We start from the raw sequence: 17,704 nt of genomic DNA on the forward strand, positions 1-17,704 counted from the left end.
GTGCTGATCATTGAAACGCTGCCGTTGCTGCGCCGTGAAGTGCGCCGCTGGCGTCAGGAAGGCAAACGCATCGCATTGGTGCCGACCATGGGTAATCTTCACGACGGACATTTAACGCTGGTTGATGAAGCGCGTAACCGCGGCGACATCGTTATCGTGTCGGTTTTTGTTAACCCGATGCAATTTGATCGTGCCGACGATTTAGCGCGCTATCCACGCACCTTGCAGGAAGATTGCGAAAAGCTGAACCGTCGCGGTGTAGATGTGGTGTTTGCGCCCTCTCCGGCCGAAGTCTATCCGCACGGCACTAAAAACCAGACCTTTGTTGAAGTGCCGGTACTTTCTTCACTGCTGGAAGGCGCCAGCCGTCCGGGTCATTTCCGTGGCGTTGCCACTATCGTGAGCAAGTTATTTAATCTGGTTCAGCCCGATATCGCCTGCTTTGGTGAGAAAGATTTCCAGCAGCTGGCGATCATCCGCAAAATGGTGGCGGACATGGGCTTTGATATCGACATTGTTGGCGTGCCTACCGTGCGTGCCAAAGATGGCCTGGCGCTGAGCTCACGTAATGGCTATCTCAGCGATGACGAACGCAAGCTGGCACCGGCGTTAAGTCAGGTGATGAATGAGATCGCCACGCAGTTGGCTAATGGCGAACGGCACGTTGATGAGATGATTGAAGCCGCTAACCAATCATTGCTGGAAAAAGGCTTACGTCCAGATGGGCTGGCCATTTGTGATGCTGAGACGCTGCAACCCTTGACGGTCGACAGTCAGTGCGCGGTGGTATTAATGGCGGCGTGGCTCGGCAACGCGCGTTTAATCGATAACAAACAGGTCGATCTCACCCAGTAATTCGCTGTTGCTGGAGAGATTTTTTCCGCTGCATAAGAAAGGTTTTGGCTATGATTCGTACCGTTTTACAAGGTAAGTTACATCGGGTGAAAGTGACGCAAGCGGACCTGAATTATGAAGGTTCCTGCGCTATCGACCAGGATTTTCTTGATGCCTCAGGCATCCTGCAATACGAAGCGATTGATATCTACAACGTGACCAACGGTCAGCGCTTTTCAACCTACGCCATTGCGGCTGAACGCGGCTCAAAAATCATTTCCGTGAATGGTGCAGCGGCGCGTTGTGCCTGTGAAGGCGATATTCTGATTATCTGCTCGTATGTGCAGGTGGAAGAGGCTGAAGCGCGGACATGGCAGCCTAAAGTGGCCTATTTTGAAGGCGACAACCAGATGAAGCGCCTGGCGAAAGCGTTGCCCGTACAGGTAGCCTGACGCTTTGTGCTATTCGCTCCAATAAAATAACGCAGCCTGAGCTGCGTTATTTATATTGCTGATGCTGCGATTAGCTGCGTAAACCGCGGCCACGCTGAATCAGGCTATACACCAAGATATAAAACACCACAATAAAGCCGATCAGCACCGACAACGTGAAAATGATCGGCACATCGTTGATACCCAGAAAACCAAAGCGGAACCCGCTGATCATATAAACCACCGGGTTCAGTTTCGACACCATTTGCCAGAACGGTGGCAGCAGCGTCAGCGAATAGAACACGCCGCCAAGGTAGGTTAACGGTGTCAGCACAAAGGTTGGAATCAAGCTGATGTCATCAAAAGTTCGCGCAAACACGGCATTCAGCAGACCCGCCAGTGAGAACAAAATTGCTGTCAGTAACAAGGTTACTGCCACCATCGTCCATGAATGCACGTGGAACGGCACAAAAAACAGAGAGATTGCTGTAACCAAAATACCGACGCACACGCCGCGCGCGACACCACCACCAACATATCCAGCGATGATAATGTGTGTGGGAACGGGCGCGACTAACAGCTCTTCAATGTTGCGTTGGAACTTCGCGCTGAAGAAGGATGACGCCACGTTAGCGTAAGCATTGGTGATCACCGACATCATGATTAAGCCCGGCACAATAAACTGCATGTAGCTAAAACCATGCATATCGCCAATGCGTGAACCGATCAGATTACCGAAGATAATGAAATAGAGCGTCATGGTAATTACCGGCGGCACCAGCGTCTGAATCCAGATGCGGGCAAAGCGGTTAATTTCCTTGCTCCAGATGCTCTTTAACGCCACCCAGTACAAATGTGTCATGCTTTTGCTCCTGTTTTTCCCTGCACCAGGCCGACGAACAACTCTTCCAGTCGGTTGGCTTTGTTACGCATACTCAATACCTGAACGCCCTGCGCACTAAGCTGGCTGAATACGCTGTTTAATCCCTGTTCACGCATCACTTCCACTTCCAGCGTTGAGGTATCAACCAAGCGATACTGAAAACCTTCCAGTGCTGGCAGCGGGCTGCGCGGGGCTAAATCAAGAATGAAGGTTTCCGATTTCAGCTTGGAGAGCAAACCTTTCATGGAGGTGTTTTCCACCAATTCACCGCTCTGGATAATGCCAATATTGCGGCACAGCATTTCGGCCTCTTCCAGATAGTGCGTGGTAAGGATAATGGTGGTGCCTTTCGCATTGAGATCTTTCAGAAACACCCACATTGAACGGCGCAGCTCAATATCTACGCCGGCGGTGGGTTCATCAAGAATCAGCAGCTTGGGTTCATGCATTAAGGCGCGAGCAATCATCAGGCGACGCTTCATACCCCGGAAAGCATACGCGCACGCTCGTTGCGTTTTTCCCACAGATCGAGCTGCTTCAGGTATTTTTCAGCGCGCGTATTGGCTTCTCGACGTTCAACGCCGTAATAACCCGCCTGATTCACGACAATCTGCATGACGGTTTCAAACGGGTTAAAGTTGAACTCCTGCGGCACCAATCCGAGCTGCCGTTTGGCATTTACCACATCTTTTTCCAGGTCGTAACCAAATACCCGCACGCTGCCTTCGGTCTTATTCACCAGCGAGCTAATAATACCGATAGTGGTGGATTTACCGGCGCCGTTTGGTCCCAGCAGCGCATAAAAGTCGCCCGCCTCAACGTTAAGATCGATCCCTTTCAGCGCCTGCATGCCGCCGGGATAGGTTTTAGTTAACCGGGAAAGTTCCAGTGCATAAGTCATTACGAATCCATACCCTGTTGTAGTGGCATTTTTATGCCGTTTGAAATTATTAAGCCTTCGCCTATAGTACGCCCACGCACAACGCGCAGTAACAGGTCGCTCACGCCATGACAGACATCGATACCCTGATCAGTAATAACCGCGAATGGTCCAAATTACTGGTCGAAGAAGATCCCGGCTTTTTTGAGCGGCTTGCCCAGGCACAAAAACCCCGCTTTTTGTGGATTGGCTGTTCAGACAGCCGCGTTCCCGCCGAGCGCCTCACCGGACTTGAACCGGGCGAACTTTTTGTTCATCGCAACGTGGCCAATCTGGTAGTTCACACCGATCTCAACTGCCTTTCCGTGGTGCAATACGCCATCGAAGTGCTGGAAGTTGAACACGTCATTGTTTGCGGCCATTATGGCTGCGGTGGTGTACAGGCGGCGATGGATAACCCGGAGCTGGGTTTGATCAACAACTGGCTGCTGCACATTCGCGATCTCTGGTACAAGCATAGCGTGTTGTTGGGGGAACTCCCGCCGGATAAGCGCCTCGATAAACTGTGCGAAATCAACGTGGTTGAGCAAGTTTATAACCTTGGACACTCTACCATCCTGCAATCCGCCTGGAAACGCGGGCAGAATGTTTCGCTGCACGGCTGGGTATACGGTATTCAGGACGGCTGCTTGCGTAACCTTGATGTCACCGCCAACAGCCGCGAAATCCTTGAGCAACGTTATCGCCACGGCATTGCCAATTTATTGGTCAATTCCGAAAGCCCGCAGTAATCCGTCTGGATATACCCTAAATCATTCTCGTTGCAGCCACACGGCAAGCGTATTTATCCCGATGAGCTGACTCAGGTCAGTGATTCGGATAAACACAGGTAGCCAGCGCATCTGCAGCGTGAAGAATGATGGGTATCGCGGCGACAAGCCTACACTAAGCAGGCTGTCGTAGCCTTGGAAGAATGTGCGGTGCTTATGCTTCGAGCGGAACGACTTTACCGATATAAGGCAGATTACGGTAGCGCTGCGCATAGTCGATACCGAAGCCCACCACGAATTCATCGGGAATAGTAAAACCGACATATTCTACTTTTACTTCAACTTCACGACGTTCCGGTTTATCCAGCAGAGTACAAATTGCCAGCGATTTCGGTTGGCGCAATGCCAGGATTTCACGCACTTTGCTCAGTGTATTACCGGAGTCGATGATGTCTTCCACGATCAGCACATCTTTACCACGAATATCTTCATCCAAATCTTTCAGGATCTTCACATCACGCGTGGTAGACATGCCGCTGCCGTAGCTTGATGCCGTCATAAAATCGACTTCATGCGAAACATCGATGGCACGGCACAGATCGGCCATAAACATAAAGGAGCCGCGTAGCAGCCCGACAAGTACCATGTCACTGCCGCTGTCGCGGTAATGCTCGGTAATCTCTTTGCCCAGTTCGGCGATGCGCTCGGCGATTGCCTGCTCAGGGATCATCACTTCAACAGTGTGTTTCATTGCGTTCAGCCCGGTTACGTCAGAAAGCCACGAAGTCTATCATAGTCGATACCGCCGCTGACGCCGTACGGCAAAGGCAAACGTTACCGTGGCGAAAAAGGATGCAGTAGCGTTAACTGTATGAATCGTACGCTGCTCGTTAACCCAGGTTAGCCGGAGATTTCATGACCTCTTCATCCAGTAAAAAGACCCACATAGGCGATCGTCCCCTTCATCCTGAAACGCAAATGCTGAATTACGGCTTTGATCCACGCCTCTCAGAAGGCGCGGTTAAACCGCCGGTTTTCCTCACCTCCACCTTTGTTTTTAACAGTGCTGAAGAAGGACGTGATTTTTTTGATTACGTCTCAGGACGCAAAGAACCGCCAGAAGGGAAAACTGGCGGGTTAGTCTATTCGCGCTTCAACCATCCCAACAGCGAAATTGTTGAGGATCGGCTAGCGATTTACGAACACGCTGAAAGCTGTGCCCTGTTTGCATCGGGCATGGCGGCAATTTCAACCACGCTGCTGGCCTTCTCCCGTCCTGGCGAAGTCATTCTGCATTCGCAACCGCTCTATGGCGGCACCGAAACGCTGTTGAGTAAGACGCTGCATAATCTGGATATTCAGGCGGTGGGTTTCAGCGATGGCAATGATGAAAGCAAAGTGCGTGACGCTGCACAGCGCGCAATGGCGCAAGGTCGGGTGGCGATGATCCTGATTGAAACGCCCGCCAACCCGACCAACAGTTTGGTAAATATCGCCTTGATTGCGCGCATCGCCGACGAGATTGATCAGCAGCAAGGATCACGTCCGATCGTGGCTTGTGACAACACCCTGCTTGGCCCGCTGTTTCAGCAACCGCTGACGCTGGGCGCGGACGTGTCGCTCTATTCACTGACCAAATATGTGGGTGGGCATTCTGATTTAATTGCTGGCGCGGCGATGGGCAGTAAAGCGCTGATGACAAAAATCCGTGCCTTACGCAGCGCGATTGGTATGCAGCTCGATCCCCATTCCAGCTGGATGATTGGTCGCTCGCTGGAAACACTGTCGCTGCGCATGGAAAAAGCCTGGCATAACGCCGAAGCGGTGGCTGCATTTTTACGCGACCATGCGAAAGTGGAAAAGCTGCATTGGCTGCCCTATCTGGATGCAGAGAGCGCAGAAGGAAAAACCTACCGTGAGCAATGTCACGGCGCCGGCTCAACCTTTTCATTTGATATCGTTGGCGGCCAGCCAGCTGCGTTTCGTTTTCTTAATGCGCTAGCGCTGTTCAAACAGGCCGTCAGCCTTGGCGGTACCGAATCGCTGGCCAGCCATCCTGGCAGCACCACCCATTCGGGCGTGCCGGAAGCGGTGCGTCAGCGGATTGGCATTACTGACGCTACCGTGCGTTTGTCGATTGGCATCGAGAATGCGGATGACCTGATAGAAGACATTAAGCTGGCGCTTGATATCGCCTGAATTTAGGTCACGGTGAAGCCCAGCATCATGCCGGTATCTTCATGCTCCAGCAGATGACAGTGCGCCATATAAGCCTGTTCGGCGGCGGCAACGTAGTTGAAGCGCACCAGCACTTCGCTGCGCCAGCCGTCAACATTCACGATATCTTTCCAGCCCTGACGATGCGGGGCTGGCGGTTTGCCATTCTCCGATAAAATGCGGAACTGCGTACCGTGAATATGGAAGGGATGCAGCATGCTGTCGCCTTCCCCGGAGATCGTCCACTTCTCTACCGCGCCCAGCTCGACATTGAACATCGGCTTAGCCATATTAAACGCCTGACCATTGATTTTATTGCCGTTGTGGAAGTCATAGGCCGCTGCGGTTTTTTGCTGGTTTGGTGCGCCGTGATCCATTGAATGTTCGCCGTGCGCCATGCTGCTATCACCGCCGCCCATTTTCATCTCATGGTGGCCCTTGCCCATCGCTTTCTCGCCATAGCGCTGCATTAATGCCTGCATACCTTGCTGGTCAAGCTGCGGATCCATCATCAGTTGCAGCCAGCGCGTATTGAGCCCTTCGGTTTTTGGTATAACAGGCAACGTGGCTAACGTGTCGGGTAACGTGGCGCTGGCCATCACGCGCAGCGGTAAAATCTGCACCAGCGGCAAGGGCTGGTCGAACGGTGCCAACGTCATACCCATTTGCTCAACAGGCAATGTCACGATGTCAAAGGCGTTGCCGTCAGAAGTGTCAATCATCACCTCAAAACGTTCACCCGGTAACAAAGGCAGCGACGCAATTTTGACAGGTTCAGCCAGCAAACCGCCGTCACTGCCGATCACATACAGTGGACGTTTATCGCTGGCAGCGATGTGCAGCGAACGGGCGTTACACCCGTTGAGCAGGCGCAAACGCAGCCAGCCACGTGGCACAGCATGTTGCGGATACTGCACGCCGTTGGTCAGCATCATGTCGCCAAACCAGCCCACCGCGGCACGCATGATATCCAGTTGATAATCGATACGATCGCCCTGCTTTGTGAGCAGTTTGTCCTGAAAAATCAGCGGTACATCATCTGCGCCCCACTGCGTGGGCAGACGTAATTTGCCGGATTCATTATCTTCTAACAGCACCAATCCAGCCAAACCCTGTGCCACTTGATGACCGGTTTTGCCATGTAAATGTGGATGATACCAACAGGTTGCCGCCGGTTGATCGGGCGTAAATGTCACTTGCCGCGTCGTGCCGGGCGCAATGCTGGCGTGCGGTCCGCCGTCAACCGCGCCGGGGATTTCCAAACCATGCCAGTGCAGCGTCGTCGCTTCGTTGAGCCGGTTGTGAATATTTACCGTGACTGCCTTGCCACTTTGTAACACCAACGCCGGCCCGAGCAGATTGCCATTATAACCCCAGGTTGGAACGTCTTTGCCCTTCCACTGCGTGCTGCCTTGCCTGGCGGTGAGGTTGTATTGGCCTCTGCTATCCGGTTCCAGTAAAGAAGGAATTTGCAGCAGCGGGCGTTCAGCCGCCATTAGCGAGCGGCTCCAGAGCGGCAGCGCACCCGCCGCGCTCAGTGCAGCGGTGAGTTTGAGGAAATGGCGACGTTGCATGGTAATCATCCTTGTGACAAGAGAGGGCATAGCCTAAACCCTGACCTAATGGGAAGGTCAAGCATTCCCACCAGAATCGCCCGAAAAAATGCGGTCCTCTGCGGTAGCGGGCAAATTAATCGAAAACCTGTTAACAACTGTGCTAACGTCAATAAGATTATCCCTTGAAGAGAATGACTATGAAGAAGAGCATCAAGATCCTGCTGTTGTCAGGACTCCTTGGCTTCTCCTCCACCAGCTTTGCCTTGAGCGAATCCGAAGCCGAAGATCTGGCCGATCTCACGGCGGTGTTCGTTTATTTGAAAAACGACTGCGGCTATCAAGATTTACCCGATGCGCAGATTCGTAAAGCATTGGTATTTTTTGCGCAACAAAATCGCTGGGATTTAAGCAATTACAGCAACTACAACATGAAGGCGCTTGGCGAAGATAGCTATCGTGATTTAAGCGGTATTGCGATCGCCAATGACAAAAAGTGTAAGTCCCTGGCGCGTGATTCTTTAAGCCTGCTTGCCTACGTTAAATAACCCGCAGAACCCGCTCTCCTGCTGAACATTTGACCGTGCAACCACGGTCAGAGTTAGCTATGATGTGCCGCCCATTTTCATGGCGATGTCATTAGAGGAGAGCCTACCATGCCCCAAAAAATGGCCCAAAAAGAAACGTGGTATGAAACGCTTCATGCTGGTTTTGGACAGTATTTTACCGTCGATAAACAACTCTATCGGGAAAAGACAGCGCATCAGGATTTAATCATCTTCGAAAATGCGGAGATGGGCCGCGTGATGGCGTTGGATGGTGTGGTACAAACCACTGAACGTGATGAGTTTATCTATCATGAAATGATGACGCACGTGCCAATTCTGGCGCACGGTGCAGCCAAAAGCGTACTGATTATTGGCGGTGGCGATGGCGCGATGTTACGTGAAGTCTCACGCCATCCGCAGATTGAAAAAATCACCATGGTGGAAATTGATGCGGGCGTCGTCACTTTTTGCCGTCAATATTTGCCCAATCACAGCGCCGGTGCCTATGACGATCCGCGCTTCACGCTGGTGATTGATGATGGCGTCAACTTCGTTAATCAAACCCATGAAAAATTTGATGTGATTATCTCTGACTGTACCGATCCTATCGGCCCAGGCGAGAGTTTGTTCACCTCAGAATTCTATGCTGGCTGCAAGAATGCCCTTAATGAAAATGGCATCTTCGTGGCGCAAAATGGCGTGTGTTTCTTGCAACAGGACGAAGCCATCAACAGCCATCGCAAACTTAGCCACTACTTTGCCGATGTCAGTTTCTACCAAGCCGCGATTCCGACCTATTACGGCGGCATCATGACGTTTGCCTGGGCGAGCGACAATCCTGCGTTGCGCCAGCTCGACGCTGCAACCTTGCAGACGCGTTTCGAGACCGCTGGCCTGAACTGCCGTTACTACAACGCGGCAATCCATACCGGCAGCTTTGCCCTGCCGCAATATCTGTTGAATGCTTTGTCACAGACCGAGCATTTATAAGGGGGTGAATGAAATTGCAAAAGCTAAAACTACATGGCTTCAACAACCTGACTAAAAGCCTGAGTTTTTGTATTTACGATATTTGCTATGCAAATACGGAAGCTGAGCGCGATGGCTATATCGCCTACATTGACGAGCAATATAACGCGACCCGTTTGACTGAAATTTTGACGGAAACCTGTTCGATCATTGGTGCCAACGTGCTGAATATCGCACGCCAGGATTATGAGCCGCAGGGCGCGAGCGTGACCATACTGGTGAGCGAAGAGCCGATCGATCCGAAAGATATCGATAACTCGGAGCATCCTGGCCCGCTGCCGAATTCGGTGGTTGCTCATCTCGACAAGAGCCATATCTGCGTACACACCTATCCCGAAAGCCACCCCGAAGGCGGACTTTGTACCTTCCGCGCAGACATTGAAGTCTCCACCTGTGGCGTGATTTCACCGCTGAAAGCGCTGAATTATTTGATTCACCAGCTCGAATCGGACATCGTTACGGTTGATTATCGCGTGCGCGGCTTCACCCGTGACGTGAATGGGTTGAAGCATTTCATCGATCACGAGATCAACTCGATTCAGAACTTCATGTCAGATGACATGAAAGCGATGTATGACATGGTGGACGTGAATGTCTATCAGGAAAACATCTTTCATACCAAGATGATGCTGAAAGATTTTGAACTGAAACATTACCTGTTTAATACCAAGCCGGAAGATCTCAGCCCACAAGAACACAAGCGCATTACTGATTTGCTGTGGAAAGAGATGCGTGAGATTTACTACGGCCGTAACATACCTTCAATGGGTTTGAAGACGCTGTAGTGGCTGCCTCTGCAGGCTAAGTTAGGTGCTCGCTGAAGCTGGAGTTGGTTCTCGCAGTCCCCCACCTCGCTTCTCCCCATTCATGGGGAAGGCTGGGAGGGGACAAACGACCCCGATCTATTTCGTCAACTGTAAGCCAATGCCGCGTTCACGTAACTCCCGCCTCACGTCCTCTTCCAGCCGGTTGTCGGTCACCACATCGGTTAAATTTTCCAGCGGCGAAGCGCAAAACAGCGACCAGGAACCGTATTTACTGCTATCAGCCAGCAAGACACGCCGTGCGGCATTCGCTAACAGATCGTGCTTCAGTCCCGCTTTCTCTTCGGTCGGCGTGGTAATGCCGCGCTCCAGACTCCATGAGTTGCAGCTGACAAACGCGATATCGGGGTTAATGCTGCGCAACAGACGGCGCCCATGTTCACCAATACACGACTGGCTGGAATCATCAATGCGCCCACCAATAATGGTCACTTCGATCTGTTTGAATTCGGAAAGAAACAGCGCGATATGTAAATCTGCGGTGATGACGCGCAGCGGCAGGTGCGTGAGCTGCCTCGCCAGTTCCAGCATAGTAGTGCCGGCATCCAGCACCACTGCATCACCCGACCGCACAAAGCTGGCTGCTTGTTCAGCAATCGCCTGTTTTTCGGCTAAATTACGCTGCATTTTCTCCAGCGTGGTGGGCTGGCTGGGAATAAACCGGTTTAAGGTCACACCGCCGTGGCTACGGCTGATTACGCCCTCTTTATCCAGCTTGATCAAATCACGCCGAATGGTGGCCGGTGAGGCGGAAATCGCACTCACCAACTGCTCTACAGTCACCAGATTATGGCTTTTCAGATAATCCATAATCTGGTCAAGACGACTTTGTCCCTTCATATTTCCCTATGCAAGCTGCATCGCGAGTTTGATCGAGATCGCCATGCTCTCAGACTTCGCTTTACCTGTCCAGGCGATATCAAACGCGGTGCCGTGGTCTGCCGAAGTGCGGATAAAAGGCAGTCCTGCGGTAATGTTCACGCCATCATAAAAGCCCAGCAGCTTCAGCGGGATATGTCCCTGATCGTGGTACATCGCCACCACAATATCGTACTGCCCTTCCTGACATTGCAGGAACACCGTGTCTGGCGGACAAGGCCCATAAACGTCAATGCCCTGCGCTTTCATCGCCTTGATTGAGGGTGCAACCGTGGTGATCTCTTCATCGCCAAATAACCCATTTTCACCCGCGTGGGGATTAACACCCGCGACGGCAATACGCGGCTTCTCAAAACCGACGCGGCGCAAGAAGGTATCCGCCATGCCAATCACCGTTTCAATGCGCTCACGATTCAGCGTATCGAGGAACTTACGCAGCGCAATATGCGTGGTGACATGAATCACCTTCAGCTTATCGGTATACAGCACCATGGCGTAATTTTTAGTGTTGGTAAGGTGCGCCAGCAGTTCGGTATGTCCCGGATAGATATGGCCTGCCGAATGCAGCGCTTCCTTGTTCAGCGGCGCGGTGGCAATCGCCTGCACTTCTCCGGCCAGCGCCAGTTCCGTCGCGCGCTTTACGCAGCGCCAGGCCAGATCGCCCGCTTCTTTTTGTACCACGCCAGGTTTTAACGCTTCCGGGTTCGCCAACGGTTCATCAAGGATGTTGATGATACCTGGCGCAAAATGCGCATCCTTTACGCTGTCGAGCACCCGCAATTCAGCTTGCGGGGTGATATTCATCGCCATGATGCGGCGCAGAGTACTGGCACAACCCACCACCACTGCTGGCGCGCCGTTCAGATCGCCTTCAGTCAGCGCTTTGATGATAATTTCCGGGCTAATGCCCGCAGGATCGCCCATCGTCACCGCAATAATTTTATTCACTCGACTTCTCCTCAATAAAACGTATGGCTTCTACCAGGGTGTTTTCGTCGCCAAAGCCACCCGCTTTGGTCATCACCGGCAAGATAAATTCACTGTTAAGCAGAACCCCGTGCGGCACGCAGCCCGCCACCAGACCCTGAATTTGAAACCCGCTGGCACCCAGCGCCCGGGCAACGGCAATGGCCACGTCGCCGCCGGAAAGATAAAGCGCATTTGGCAATTGCTGACGGCACACGGTGCGCGTCATCTCGCCGAGAAACGCACAAATCGCCTCGCCCAGTTGTTGACGTGTCATGTTGTGTTGCTGGCAAAGTTGATCAATTTCTTGCCGCTGATTGGCTCGCTGGCAGGTTCGAATCACCGTGTGCTGACCTGCACGCAGCGTCGCCACGCTTTGCATGATCCATTCCGACGCGGAAGGCCACGCCGGTTGCAAGAACAGCTCACTAATATTGATGTCGATCAGAGCAATGTTGCGCTGCCTCGCCAGCTTGCTGATTTGCTGCTGGGCGCTGGCGCTCATCGATCCCACCACCGCTAACACCGGCTTTGCTGCACGGGTAGAAAGGTGCGCGCCCAGCGCATCGCTTAATCCCGCCGCGCCGACTAATAAAGGCGTTTCAGCTAAACGCGCCGCAGCGCGTACCAGACGGGCGATATCCGCGTCCTGTTCTGCATCCACCACCACCACACCGCGCAGATTATTCAGTACGGTCTCCAGACGATCGCTTCGTAATGTGGCGAGATCGATCTGTGTGCCCGGCAACTGCAATTGTTGCAACACATTGGCACTTGAGATTGGCGTTTTAGGATCGCTGGCAAATTCGGTATCGGTGAGCAGCACATCATCTAAATAAACCGCGCCGTTTCGCGTGGTGCGTCCAAGACGCGGCACCGCCGGCACCACCAGCGCCAGCTGTTTGCCGCTGGCTTTGAGTGCGGCATTCACTTCTGCGCCGACATTGCCACGCAAGGTTGAGTCAATTTTTTTAACCAGCCAGCCGGCGTGTAGGGCGTGCTGCTTTACCACCTGCGTAATGCGCTCCGCCGCCAGCTCAGCGCTGATTGCCCGACTGTCAGTGCTGATCACCCAAACATCTACTGCCTCGCTGTTATGCGGCATCTCGCTGTTGAACAGCACATGTACACGCGCTCCCGCCTGGGCCAGTCCGCTGCCCGCATCGTTCGCGCCGGTAAAATCATCGGCGATCACCAATACCGGGGTTTTCCATGACGATTGGGTCATTGTTTCTCCTGTTTCGGCTGCTTGCCGCTGACGATGATTATATTCAATCATGATTGATTATATGTGAGCAAGATCAAATTAATCGAAATCAATATGCCCTATAAATTGAGGCACAGTAAGTGACGGAACTCGCACTGATATGAGCAAACACAATCATTCAGTTCAGATACACAGTGAAAAGGGTATGAAATGAATATCAACAGCACGGTTATCAGCGGCTATCAGGCGCTGAATGACATTCGCTATCTGCTTAACGGTAAGGCGAAAGCATTACTGGTTACCGACAAGAATATCGAAAGCATTCCTGCGGTTCAGGCGCTGATTGCACAACTGAAACAGCAGATTGCTCACGTCAGCATCGTGAACAACGTACCGCCAGAGCCAAGCCAGCATGATGTCGCGGCTATCCTCAGCGCATTGCCCTCACGTGACGTTGATTTAGTGATTGGTGTCGGCGGTGGCAGCGTACTGGATGTCGCTAAGCTGCTTTCCGTGTTGTGCGTAGAGAATGCGCCGTCGCTGGAGGCGTTGTTAGCGGGCGAGAAACCGCAGCATCGCACCACGTCGCTGTTAATTCCTACCACCGCAGGAACCGGCTCTGAAGCCACACCCAACGCGATTTTAGCCATCCCAGAAAAAGAGACCAAAGTCGGCATTATTTCGCCGGTAATGCTGCCCGATTTCGTGGCGTTGGTGCCTGAACTCACCACCAGCATGCCTGCACATATCGCCTCTTCAACCGGCATTGATGCGCTGTGTCACCTGATCGAATGTTTCACTGCCACCGTGTCGAACCCGGTGAGTGATAACTATGCGCTGATTGGCATGAAGAAGCTGTTCGCCAATCTTGAAACCACCATTAACCAACCGGGCAATCTACAGGCGCGACTGGAAATGTTGTGGGCTTCCTATTATGGCGGCGCCGCCATTGCCCACGCCGGTACGCATCTGGTGCACGCCATGTCCTATCCGCTGGGCGGCAAATATCACCTACCGCACGGCGTTGCCAATGCCATTTTACTGGCACCTTGCATGCGTTTCGTTCGTCCTGCCGCAGTGAGCAAATTTGCTCAGGCATACGATCTGCTGCCAGAAGCAGATAGCTCGCTGAGTGAAGAAGCCAAATCTCTGGCGTTGGTGGATTACTTCACTGCGCTGGTCAAGCGCCTGAAACTGCCAGCCAGTCTGGAAGAGCTGGGTATCAGCCCGGACCACCTGCCCTATTTAGTGGAAGCGGCATTAGATGTGCAACGTCTGATGAAAAACGTGCCAACGGCGGTCAGCGCCAACGATGTGCGTGACGTGTATTTGACGCTGTTTCCTTCACACCAGGCATAACGAGGATTCTCATGAGCCAGAAAATAGTCGGCGTATTAACCGCCATCATCACCGCCTTTGATCGTGATGGCGCTTTCAATCCCACCACCCAGCGCGAGCAGGTAAAACGCCAACTGAATGCAGGTAACGGTATCTTCTGCGGCGGCACCAACGGCGAATTCTTCGTGCTGAACGAGCAGGAAAAAATAGCGGTTACCGAAACCTGCGTGGATGAAGTCAACGGCAGCGCGCCAGTGGTGGCGCACATCGGTGAAATATCGACCCGTGAAACCATTCGCCTTGGCAAGCAGATCGCCAAACTGGGCGTGGACGCCGTATCCGTGATCACGCCTTATTTCGTGCCGTTGAAGCAGGAAGAGTTGATTTATCACTACCAAACCGTGGCCGACGCGCTCGACGTCCCGCTATTCCTTTACAACATTCCGGCGCGTACCGGTAATACCTTGCAGCCCGAAACCGTGCGCAAGCTGGCCTCACATCCCAACATTATCGGTATCAAAGATTCTGCGGGCAGCTATGAAAGCCTGAGTGGTTTCCTGAAAGCCGCTGAAGGCATTGATAACTTCGACGTGCTGAACGGTCCAGATTCATTGATTCATCAAGGATTTGTCGATGGCTGCTCAGCCTGCATTTCTGGCCTCGCCAACGTCGCGCCGCAAGAGATCAACGCTATTTGGGCACACTTCAACGCTGGCGATGTCGCCGCCTCACGTCTGGCACAAGAGAATGTGACGGGCCTGCGTACGGATTTATACAGCGTCGGCTTCTCGCCAGCGGCGGTGAAAAAGCCGTCACGCTGCTGGGCTATGACGTCGGTGAAAGCCGCTATGCCGTGCATTTCAGCGCCGAAGAAGAGCAGAAGATCCGTCAAATCGTGAATCAATATTTGCAGTAATGGCCGTCAGGGTGGCCTTTGCTGCCCTTGCCTGAAACCTGACACCGGGAAAAATTATGAAAGTGATTTGCACCTCGCCCTCCTTTGCTAAATATGATGCGGCGCCCATCGACACCCTGAAACAGCATGGCTTTGAGCTGATTACGCTGCCCGCCGATGCGCCATTGTCGACGCTGGAGCCGCATCTGGCTGAAACCGTCGCGATGATCGTGGCCTTTACTGATGTCAACGATGAGCTGCTGGCGAAAGCGCCCCAGTTAAAAGTGGTATGTAAACATGGCGTTGGCGTCGATAACATCGATCTGGATGCAACGCGCGCGCGCGAAATTTATGTCACCAATGTCCCTGACGCCAACAAGCACGCGGTGGCTGACTTCGCTTTCGCGCTGATGCTTAACAGTGCGCGTCAGATCACGCAGGCCGCAGAGGAAACCCGCGCCGGCAACTGGCCACGTATTTTCGCCACCGACGTCTACGGTAAAACGTTGGGCATTATCGGGCTGGGCAATATTGGTAAGCAGGTCGCGCTGCGTGCCAAAGGCTTCAACATGCGCGTTATCGCGTTTGATTTTTATCCCGATGAGAAATTTGCCGCCGAGCACGGCATCGAGTTCGTCAGCATGGATCGTCTGACTGAAGAAGGCGATTTCATCACGCTGCATACGCCACTGACCGATGAAACCCGTAACCTGTTCAATGCCGCGCGTATCAAACGGATGAAGAAATCTGCCTTCCTGATCAACGTCTCACGCGGTGGCGTGATCAACGAAAACGATCTGTTCCAGGCGCTACAGGACAACGTGATTGCTGGCGCTGCCGCTGACGTATTCGACCACGAACCCTTAGCTGAACATCCGCTGTTTACGCTGCCGAATTTTATTCCTACCTCGCACATCGCCGGTTATACCGACGGCGCAATCAGCGCTATTGGCGAACGTTGCGTGCAGCAGATTATTCAGTGCCTTAAACAGGGCGAACGCCCAGTTAACGTGATGAACGGGTTGGCGTAAGACCGACCGCTTCTCTTACCGAACAGTTTGGTGATTATAACGATGAACAACACCTCGCGTATCCGTTGGTGGATCGCTGGCCTGATGTGGCTGGCGATCGCCATTAACTACATTGATCGAACTGTACTCTCGCTGCCGCACCGCACCTGATCACTGAGCTGGACATCAATCCAGAAATGATGGGCTTTATCATGGCCGCGTTCTTCTGGTCTTATGCGCTACTGCAAATTCCGGCAGGCTGGTTTGCTGACCGCTACGGCCAGAAAAAGGGCTGGGCATCGCCGTGGCGTGGTGGTCAATCGCGACCATGGCGATGGGTTTAGCCACCGGTTTTAAATCATTGCTGGCCATGCGTCTGGCGCTGGGCATCGGTGAAGCAGCTGCTTATCCGAGCAATGCGGGTATTACCGCGCGCTGGTTCCCCGACCGCGAACGTGCCACCGTTTCTGGCCTGTTCGACAGTGCGTCGAAATTTGGCGGCGCGGTGGCCATGCCGCTGATCGTCTGGATGATCGCCATGGTTGACTGGCGTATCACCTTCCTGGTAATCGGCGCAATTGGCGTGTTTTGGGTCATCGCCTGGTACTTTATCTATGCAGAGAACCCGGAAGATCATAAGAAGATCAGCCAGAGCGAAATCAGTTTGATCCGCGATGGCCAGACACAAAAACATGGCGATAAAAGCGTTCGTCCCATGAAGTGGTACAAACTGCTGCGCTACCGCAACATCTGGGCAATGTGTATTGGCTTCTTCACTATTAACTATACCTCCTACTTCTTCATTACCTGGCTGCCGACTTATCTGGTGCAAGACAAGGGAATGGATTTCCTCAAAATGGGCATGGTGGCTGCGCTGCCGCTGATTTGCGGCATGGTGATCGAAGTGATTGCCGGTTGGATGTCAGATCGCATCGTCCACAAGAAAATCTTGTCGCTGACCGCCACGCGCAAACTGTTTCTCACCGTGGGTCTGTTAATGGCGCTGTGCATTGGTTTCGCGCCGTTCACCGATTCCGTCTTTATGACCGTGCTGCTGCTGTGTATCGCTAAATCGGGCACCACCGTGGCGGCTTCGCAGGTCTGGGCATTGCCTGGCGATGTTGCACCGCAGAACAGCGTGTCGATTGTCGCCGGTCTGCAAAATACGGTCTCCAATATGGGCGGCGCGGTGGGTCCGATCATTACCGGTGCGATTGTCGGCGCTACCGGTCACTTTACCTGGGCGCTGGTGTTCTCCGCCGTGCTGGTGGTGATTGGTATTCTTAACTACCTGTTCCTGCTGGGCAAAGTCGAGCCAATCGTTGACGAAGAACAGGCTCACGAACATCAGGCGGTGAGCCACAGTCTGTGATCACCTTCTGACATAACGCCGCATGCGTCCTGCATGCGGCATTCCCTCTCTGTAACCACAATAAAAAA

16 protein-coding genes and 2 pseudogenes are annotated in these 17,704 nt (G+C 53.0%); 11 read left to right on the forward strand and 7 right to left on the reverse strand.

Annotation, left to right across the window (positions count from 1 at the left end; translation table 11 throughout):
• Entirely contained in the window at nucleotides 1–855 is an 855-nt protein-coding gene (gene panC, locus KQP84_RS18225) for a pantoate--beta-alanine ligase (RefSeq protein ID WP_215847588.1), read from the forward strand.
• Nucleotides 856–905: 50 nt separating this feature from the next.
• A complete protein-coding gene (gene panD, locus KQP84_RS18230) occupies nucleotides 906–1,286 on the forward strand; it encodes an aspartate 1-decarboxylase (protein ID WP_215847589.1) in 381 nt (126 codons plus the stop codon).
• Between the two features lie 70 nt (nucleotides 1,287–1,356).
• Here the strand turns inward: panD and KQP84_RS18235 are convergent, their stop codons facing one another.
• Complete coding sequence (locus tag KQP84_RS18235) at nucleotides 1,357–2,127, reverse strand: ABC transporter permease (RefSeq protein WP_215847590.1); 771 nt, start codon at nucleotides 2,125–2,127, stop codon at nucleotides 1,357–1,359.
• Nucleotides 2,124–3,049 (reverse strand): annotated as a pseudogene (locus tag KQP84_RS18240) (ABC transporter ATP-binding protein). Before KQP84_RS18240 ends, KQP84_RS18235 begins: the two are co-directional and overlap by 4 nt.
• A gap of 107 nt (nucleotides 3,050–3,156) precedes the next feature.
• Between KQP84_RS18240 and can the strand changes: the two are divergent.
• Entirely contained in the window at nucleotides 3,157–3,819 is a 663-nt protein-coding gene (can, locus tag KQP84_RS18245) for a carbonate dehydratase (RefSeq protein ID WP_215847591.1), read from the forward strand.
• A gap of 193 nt (nucleotides 3,820–4,012) precedes the next feature.
• Here the strand turns inward: can and hpt are convergent, their stop codons facing one another.
• Entirely contained in the window at nucleotides 4,013–4,549 is a 537-nt protein-coding gene (hpt, locus tag KQP84_RS18250) for a hypoxanthine phosphoribosyltransferase (protein WP_215847592.1), read from the reverse strand.
• Between the two features lie 164 nt (nucleotides 4,550–4,713).
• On the opposite strand from hpt, the gene KQP84_RS18255 reads away from it, so the two are divergent.
• On the forward strand, nucleotides 4,714–5,997 hold the full coding sequence (locus tag KQP84_RS18255) for a cystathionine gamma-synthase family protein (protein ID WP_215847593.1): 1,284 nt from the start codon (nucleotides 4,714–4,716) through the stop codon (nucleotides 5,995–5,997).
• 2 nt (nucleotides 5,998–5,999) lie between these two features.
• On the opposite strand, the gene cueO is transcribed toward KQP84_RS18255, so the two are convergent.
• A complete protein-coding gene (gene cueO / locus KQP84_RS18260; protein ID WP_215847594.1) occupies nucleotides 6,000–7,589 on the reverse strand; it encodes a multicopper oxidase CueO in 1,590 nt (529 codons plus the stop codon).
• A 179-nt stretch (nucleotides 7,590–7,768) separates the two neighbouring features.
• Between cueO and KQP84_RS18265 the strand changes: the two genes are divergently transcribed.
• The 3 genes from KQP84_RS18265 (at nucleotide 7,769) to speD (ending at nucleotide 9,930) form a co-directional block, all read left to right on the forward strand.
• A complete protein-coding gene (locus KQP84_RS18265; RefSeq protein ID WP_215847595.1) occupies nucleotides 7,769–8,116 on the forward strand; it encodes a YacC family pilotin-like protein in 348 nt (115 codons plus the stop codon).
• A gap of 120 nt (nucleotides 8,117–8,236) precedes the next feature.
• A complete protein-coding gene (gene speE / locus KQP84_RS18270; protein ID WP_215848336.1) occupies nucleotides 8,237–9,106 on the forward strand; it encodes a polyamine aminopropyltransferase in 870 nt (289 codons plus the stop codon).
• 8 nt (nucleotides 9,107–9,114) lie between these two features.
• The gene (gene speD, locus KQP84_RS18275; RefSeq protein ID WP_215847596.1) at nucleotides 9,115–9,930 is read left to right on the forward strand and encodes an adenosylmethionine decarboxylase; all 816 of its coding nucleotides are present in this window, start codon (nucleotides 9,115–9,117) and stop codon (nucleotides 9,928–9,930) included.
• A 117-nt stretch (nucleotides 9,931–10,047) separates the two neighbouring features.
• On the opposite strand, the gene KQP84_RS18280 is transcribed toward speD, so the two are convergent.
• The 3 genes from KQP84_RS18280 to dtnK are packed head-to-tail and all read right to left on the reverse strand — an operon-like array spanning nucleotide 10,048 to nucleotide 13,042.
• The gene (locus tag KQP84_RS18280; RefSeq protein WP_215847597.1) at nucleotides 10,048–10,809 is read right to left on the reverse strand and encodes a DeoR/GlpR family DNA-binding transcription regulator; all 762 of its coding nucleotides are present in this window, start codon (nucleotides 10,807–10,809) and stop codon (nucleotides 10,048–10,050) included.
• A gap of 6 nt (nucleotides 10,810–10,815) precedes the next feature.
• Nucleotides 10,816–11,796 carry a D-threonate 4-phosphate dehydrogenase gene (locus tag KQP84_RS18285; protein WP_215847598.1) on the reverse strand — a complete coding sequence of 327 codons (981 nt, stop codon included), beginning with the start codon at nucleotides 11,794–11,796 and terminating at the stop codon, nucleotides 10,816–10,818.
• A complete protein-coding gene (dtnK, locus tag KQP84_RS18290) occupies nucleotides 11,789–13,042 on the reverse strand; it encodes a D-threonate kinase (RefSeq protein WP_215847599.1) in 1,254 nt (417 codons plus the stop codon). The genes KQP84_RS18285 and dtnK overlap by 8 nt, the downstream gene beginning before the upstream one ends.
• Before the next feature lie 189 nt (nucleotides 13,043–13,231).
• Between dtnK and KQP84_RS18295 the strand changes: the two genes are divergently transcribed.
• The 4 genes and pseudogenes from KQP84_RS18295 to KQP84_RS18310 all read left to right on the forward strand — a co-directional run bounded on the left by KQP84_RS18295 (nucleotide 13,232) and on the right by KQP84_RS18310 (nucleotide 17,636).
• The gene (locus tag KQP84_RS18295) at nucleotides 13,232–14,380 is read left to right on the forward strand and encodes an iron-containing alcohol dehydrogenase (protein WP_215847600.1); all 1,149 of its coding nucleotides are present in this window, start codon (nucleotides 13,232–13,234) and stop codon (nucleotides 14,378–14,380) included.
• Nucleotides 14,381–14,391: 11 nt separating this feature from the next.
• A complete protein-coding gene (locus KQP84_RS18300) occupies nucleotides 14,392–15,258 on the forward strand; it encodes a dihydrodipicolinate synthase family protein (protein ID WP_215847601.1) in 867 nt (288 codons plus the stop codon).
• A gap of 73 nt (nucleotides 15,259–15,331) precedes the next feature.
• Entirely contained in the window at nucleotides 15,332–16,285 is a 954-nt protein-coding gene (locus KQP84_RS18305; RefSeq protein ID WP_215847602.1) for a phosphoglycerate dehydrogenase, read from the forward strand.
• Nucleotides 16,286–16,327: 42 nt separating this feature from the next.
• A pseudogene (locus tag KQP84_RS18310) lies at nucleotides 16,328–17,636 on the forward strand (MFS transporter).
• The last annotated feature ends 68 nt before the right edge of the window (nucleotides 17,637–17,704 follow it).

It is taken from the genome of Candidatus Pantoea bituminis, from assembly GCF_018842675.1.
Lineage (GTDB): Bacteria > Pseudomonadota > Gammaproteobacteria > Enterobacterales > Enterobacteriaceae > Pantoea > Pantoea phytostimulans.

Coding starts and splice junctions, on each gene's coding strand:
- cueO (WP_215847594.1), bottom strand. CDS start 7,589: ATGCAACGTCGCCATTTCCTCAAACTCACCGCTGCACTGAGCGCGGCG.
- KQP84_RS18235 (WP_215847590.1), bottom strand. CDS start 2,127: ATGACACATTTGTACTGGGTGGCGTTAAAGAGCATCTGGAGCAAGGAA.
- KQP84_RS18300 (WP_215847601.1), top strand. CDS start 14,392: ATGAGCCAGAAAATAGTCGGCGTATTAACCGCCATCATCACCGCCTTT.
- panD (WP_215847589.1), top strand. CDS start 906: ATGATTCGTACCGTTTTACAAGGTAAGTTACATCGGGTGAAAGTGACG.
- KQP84_RS18255 (WP_215847593.1), top strand. CDS start 4,714: ATGACCTCTTCATCCAGTAAAAAGACCCACATAGGCGATCGTCCCCTT.
- KQP84_RS18280 (WP_215847597.1), bottom strand. CDS start 10,809: ATGAAGGGACAAAGTCGTCTTGACCAGATTATGGATTATCTGAAAAGC.
- speD (WP_215847596.1), top strand. CDS start 9,115: ATGAAATTGCAAAAGCTAAAACTACATGGCTTCAACAACCTGACTAAA.
- KQP84_RS18265 (WP_215847595.1), top strand. CDS start 7,769: ATGAAGAAGAGCATCAAGATCCTGCTGTTGTCAGGACTCCTTGGCTTC.
- hpt (WP_215847592.1), bottom strand. CDS start 4,549: ATGAAACACACTGTTGAAGTGATGATCCCTGAGCAGGCAATCGCCGAG.
- speE (WP_215848336.1), top strand. CDS start 8,237: ATGGCCCAAAAAGAAACGTGGTATGAAACGCTTCATGCTGGTTTTGGA.
- KQP84_RS18305 (WP_215847602.1), top strand. CDS start 15,332: ATGAAAGTGATTTGCACCTCGCCCTCCTTTGCTAAATATGATGCGGCG.
- KQP84_RS18295 (WP_215847600.1), top strand. CDS start 13,232: ATGAATATCAACAGCACGGTTATCAGCGGCTATCAGGCGCTGAATGAC.
- can (WP_215847591.1), top strand. CDS start 3,157: ATGACAGACATCGATACCCTGATCAGTAATAACCGCGAATGGTCCAAA.
- dtnK (WP_215847599.1), bottom strand. CDS start 13,042: ATGACCCAATCGTCATGGAAAACCCCGGTATTGGTGATCGCCGATGAT.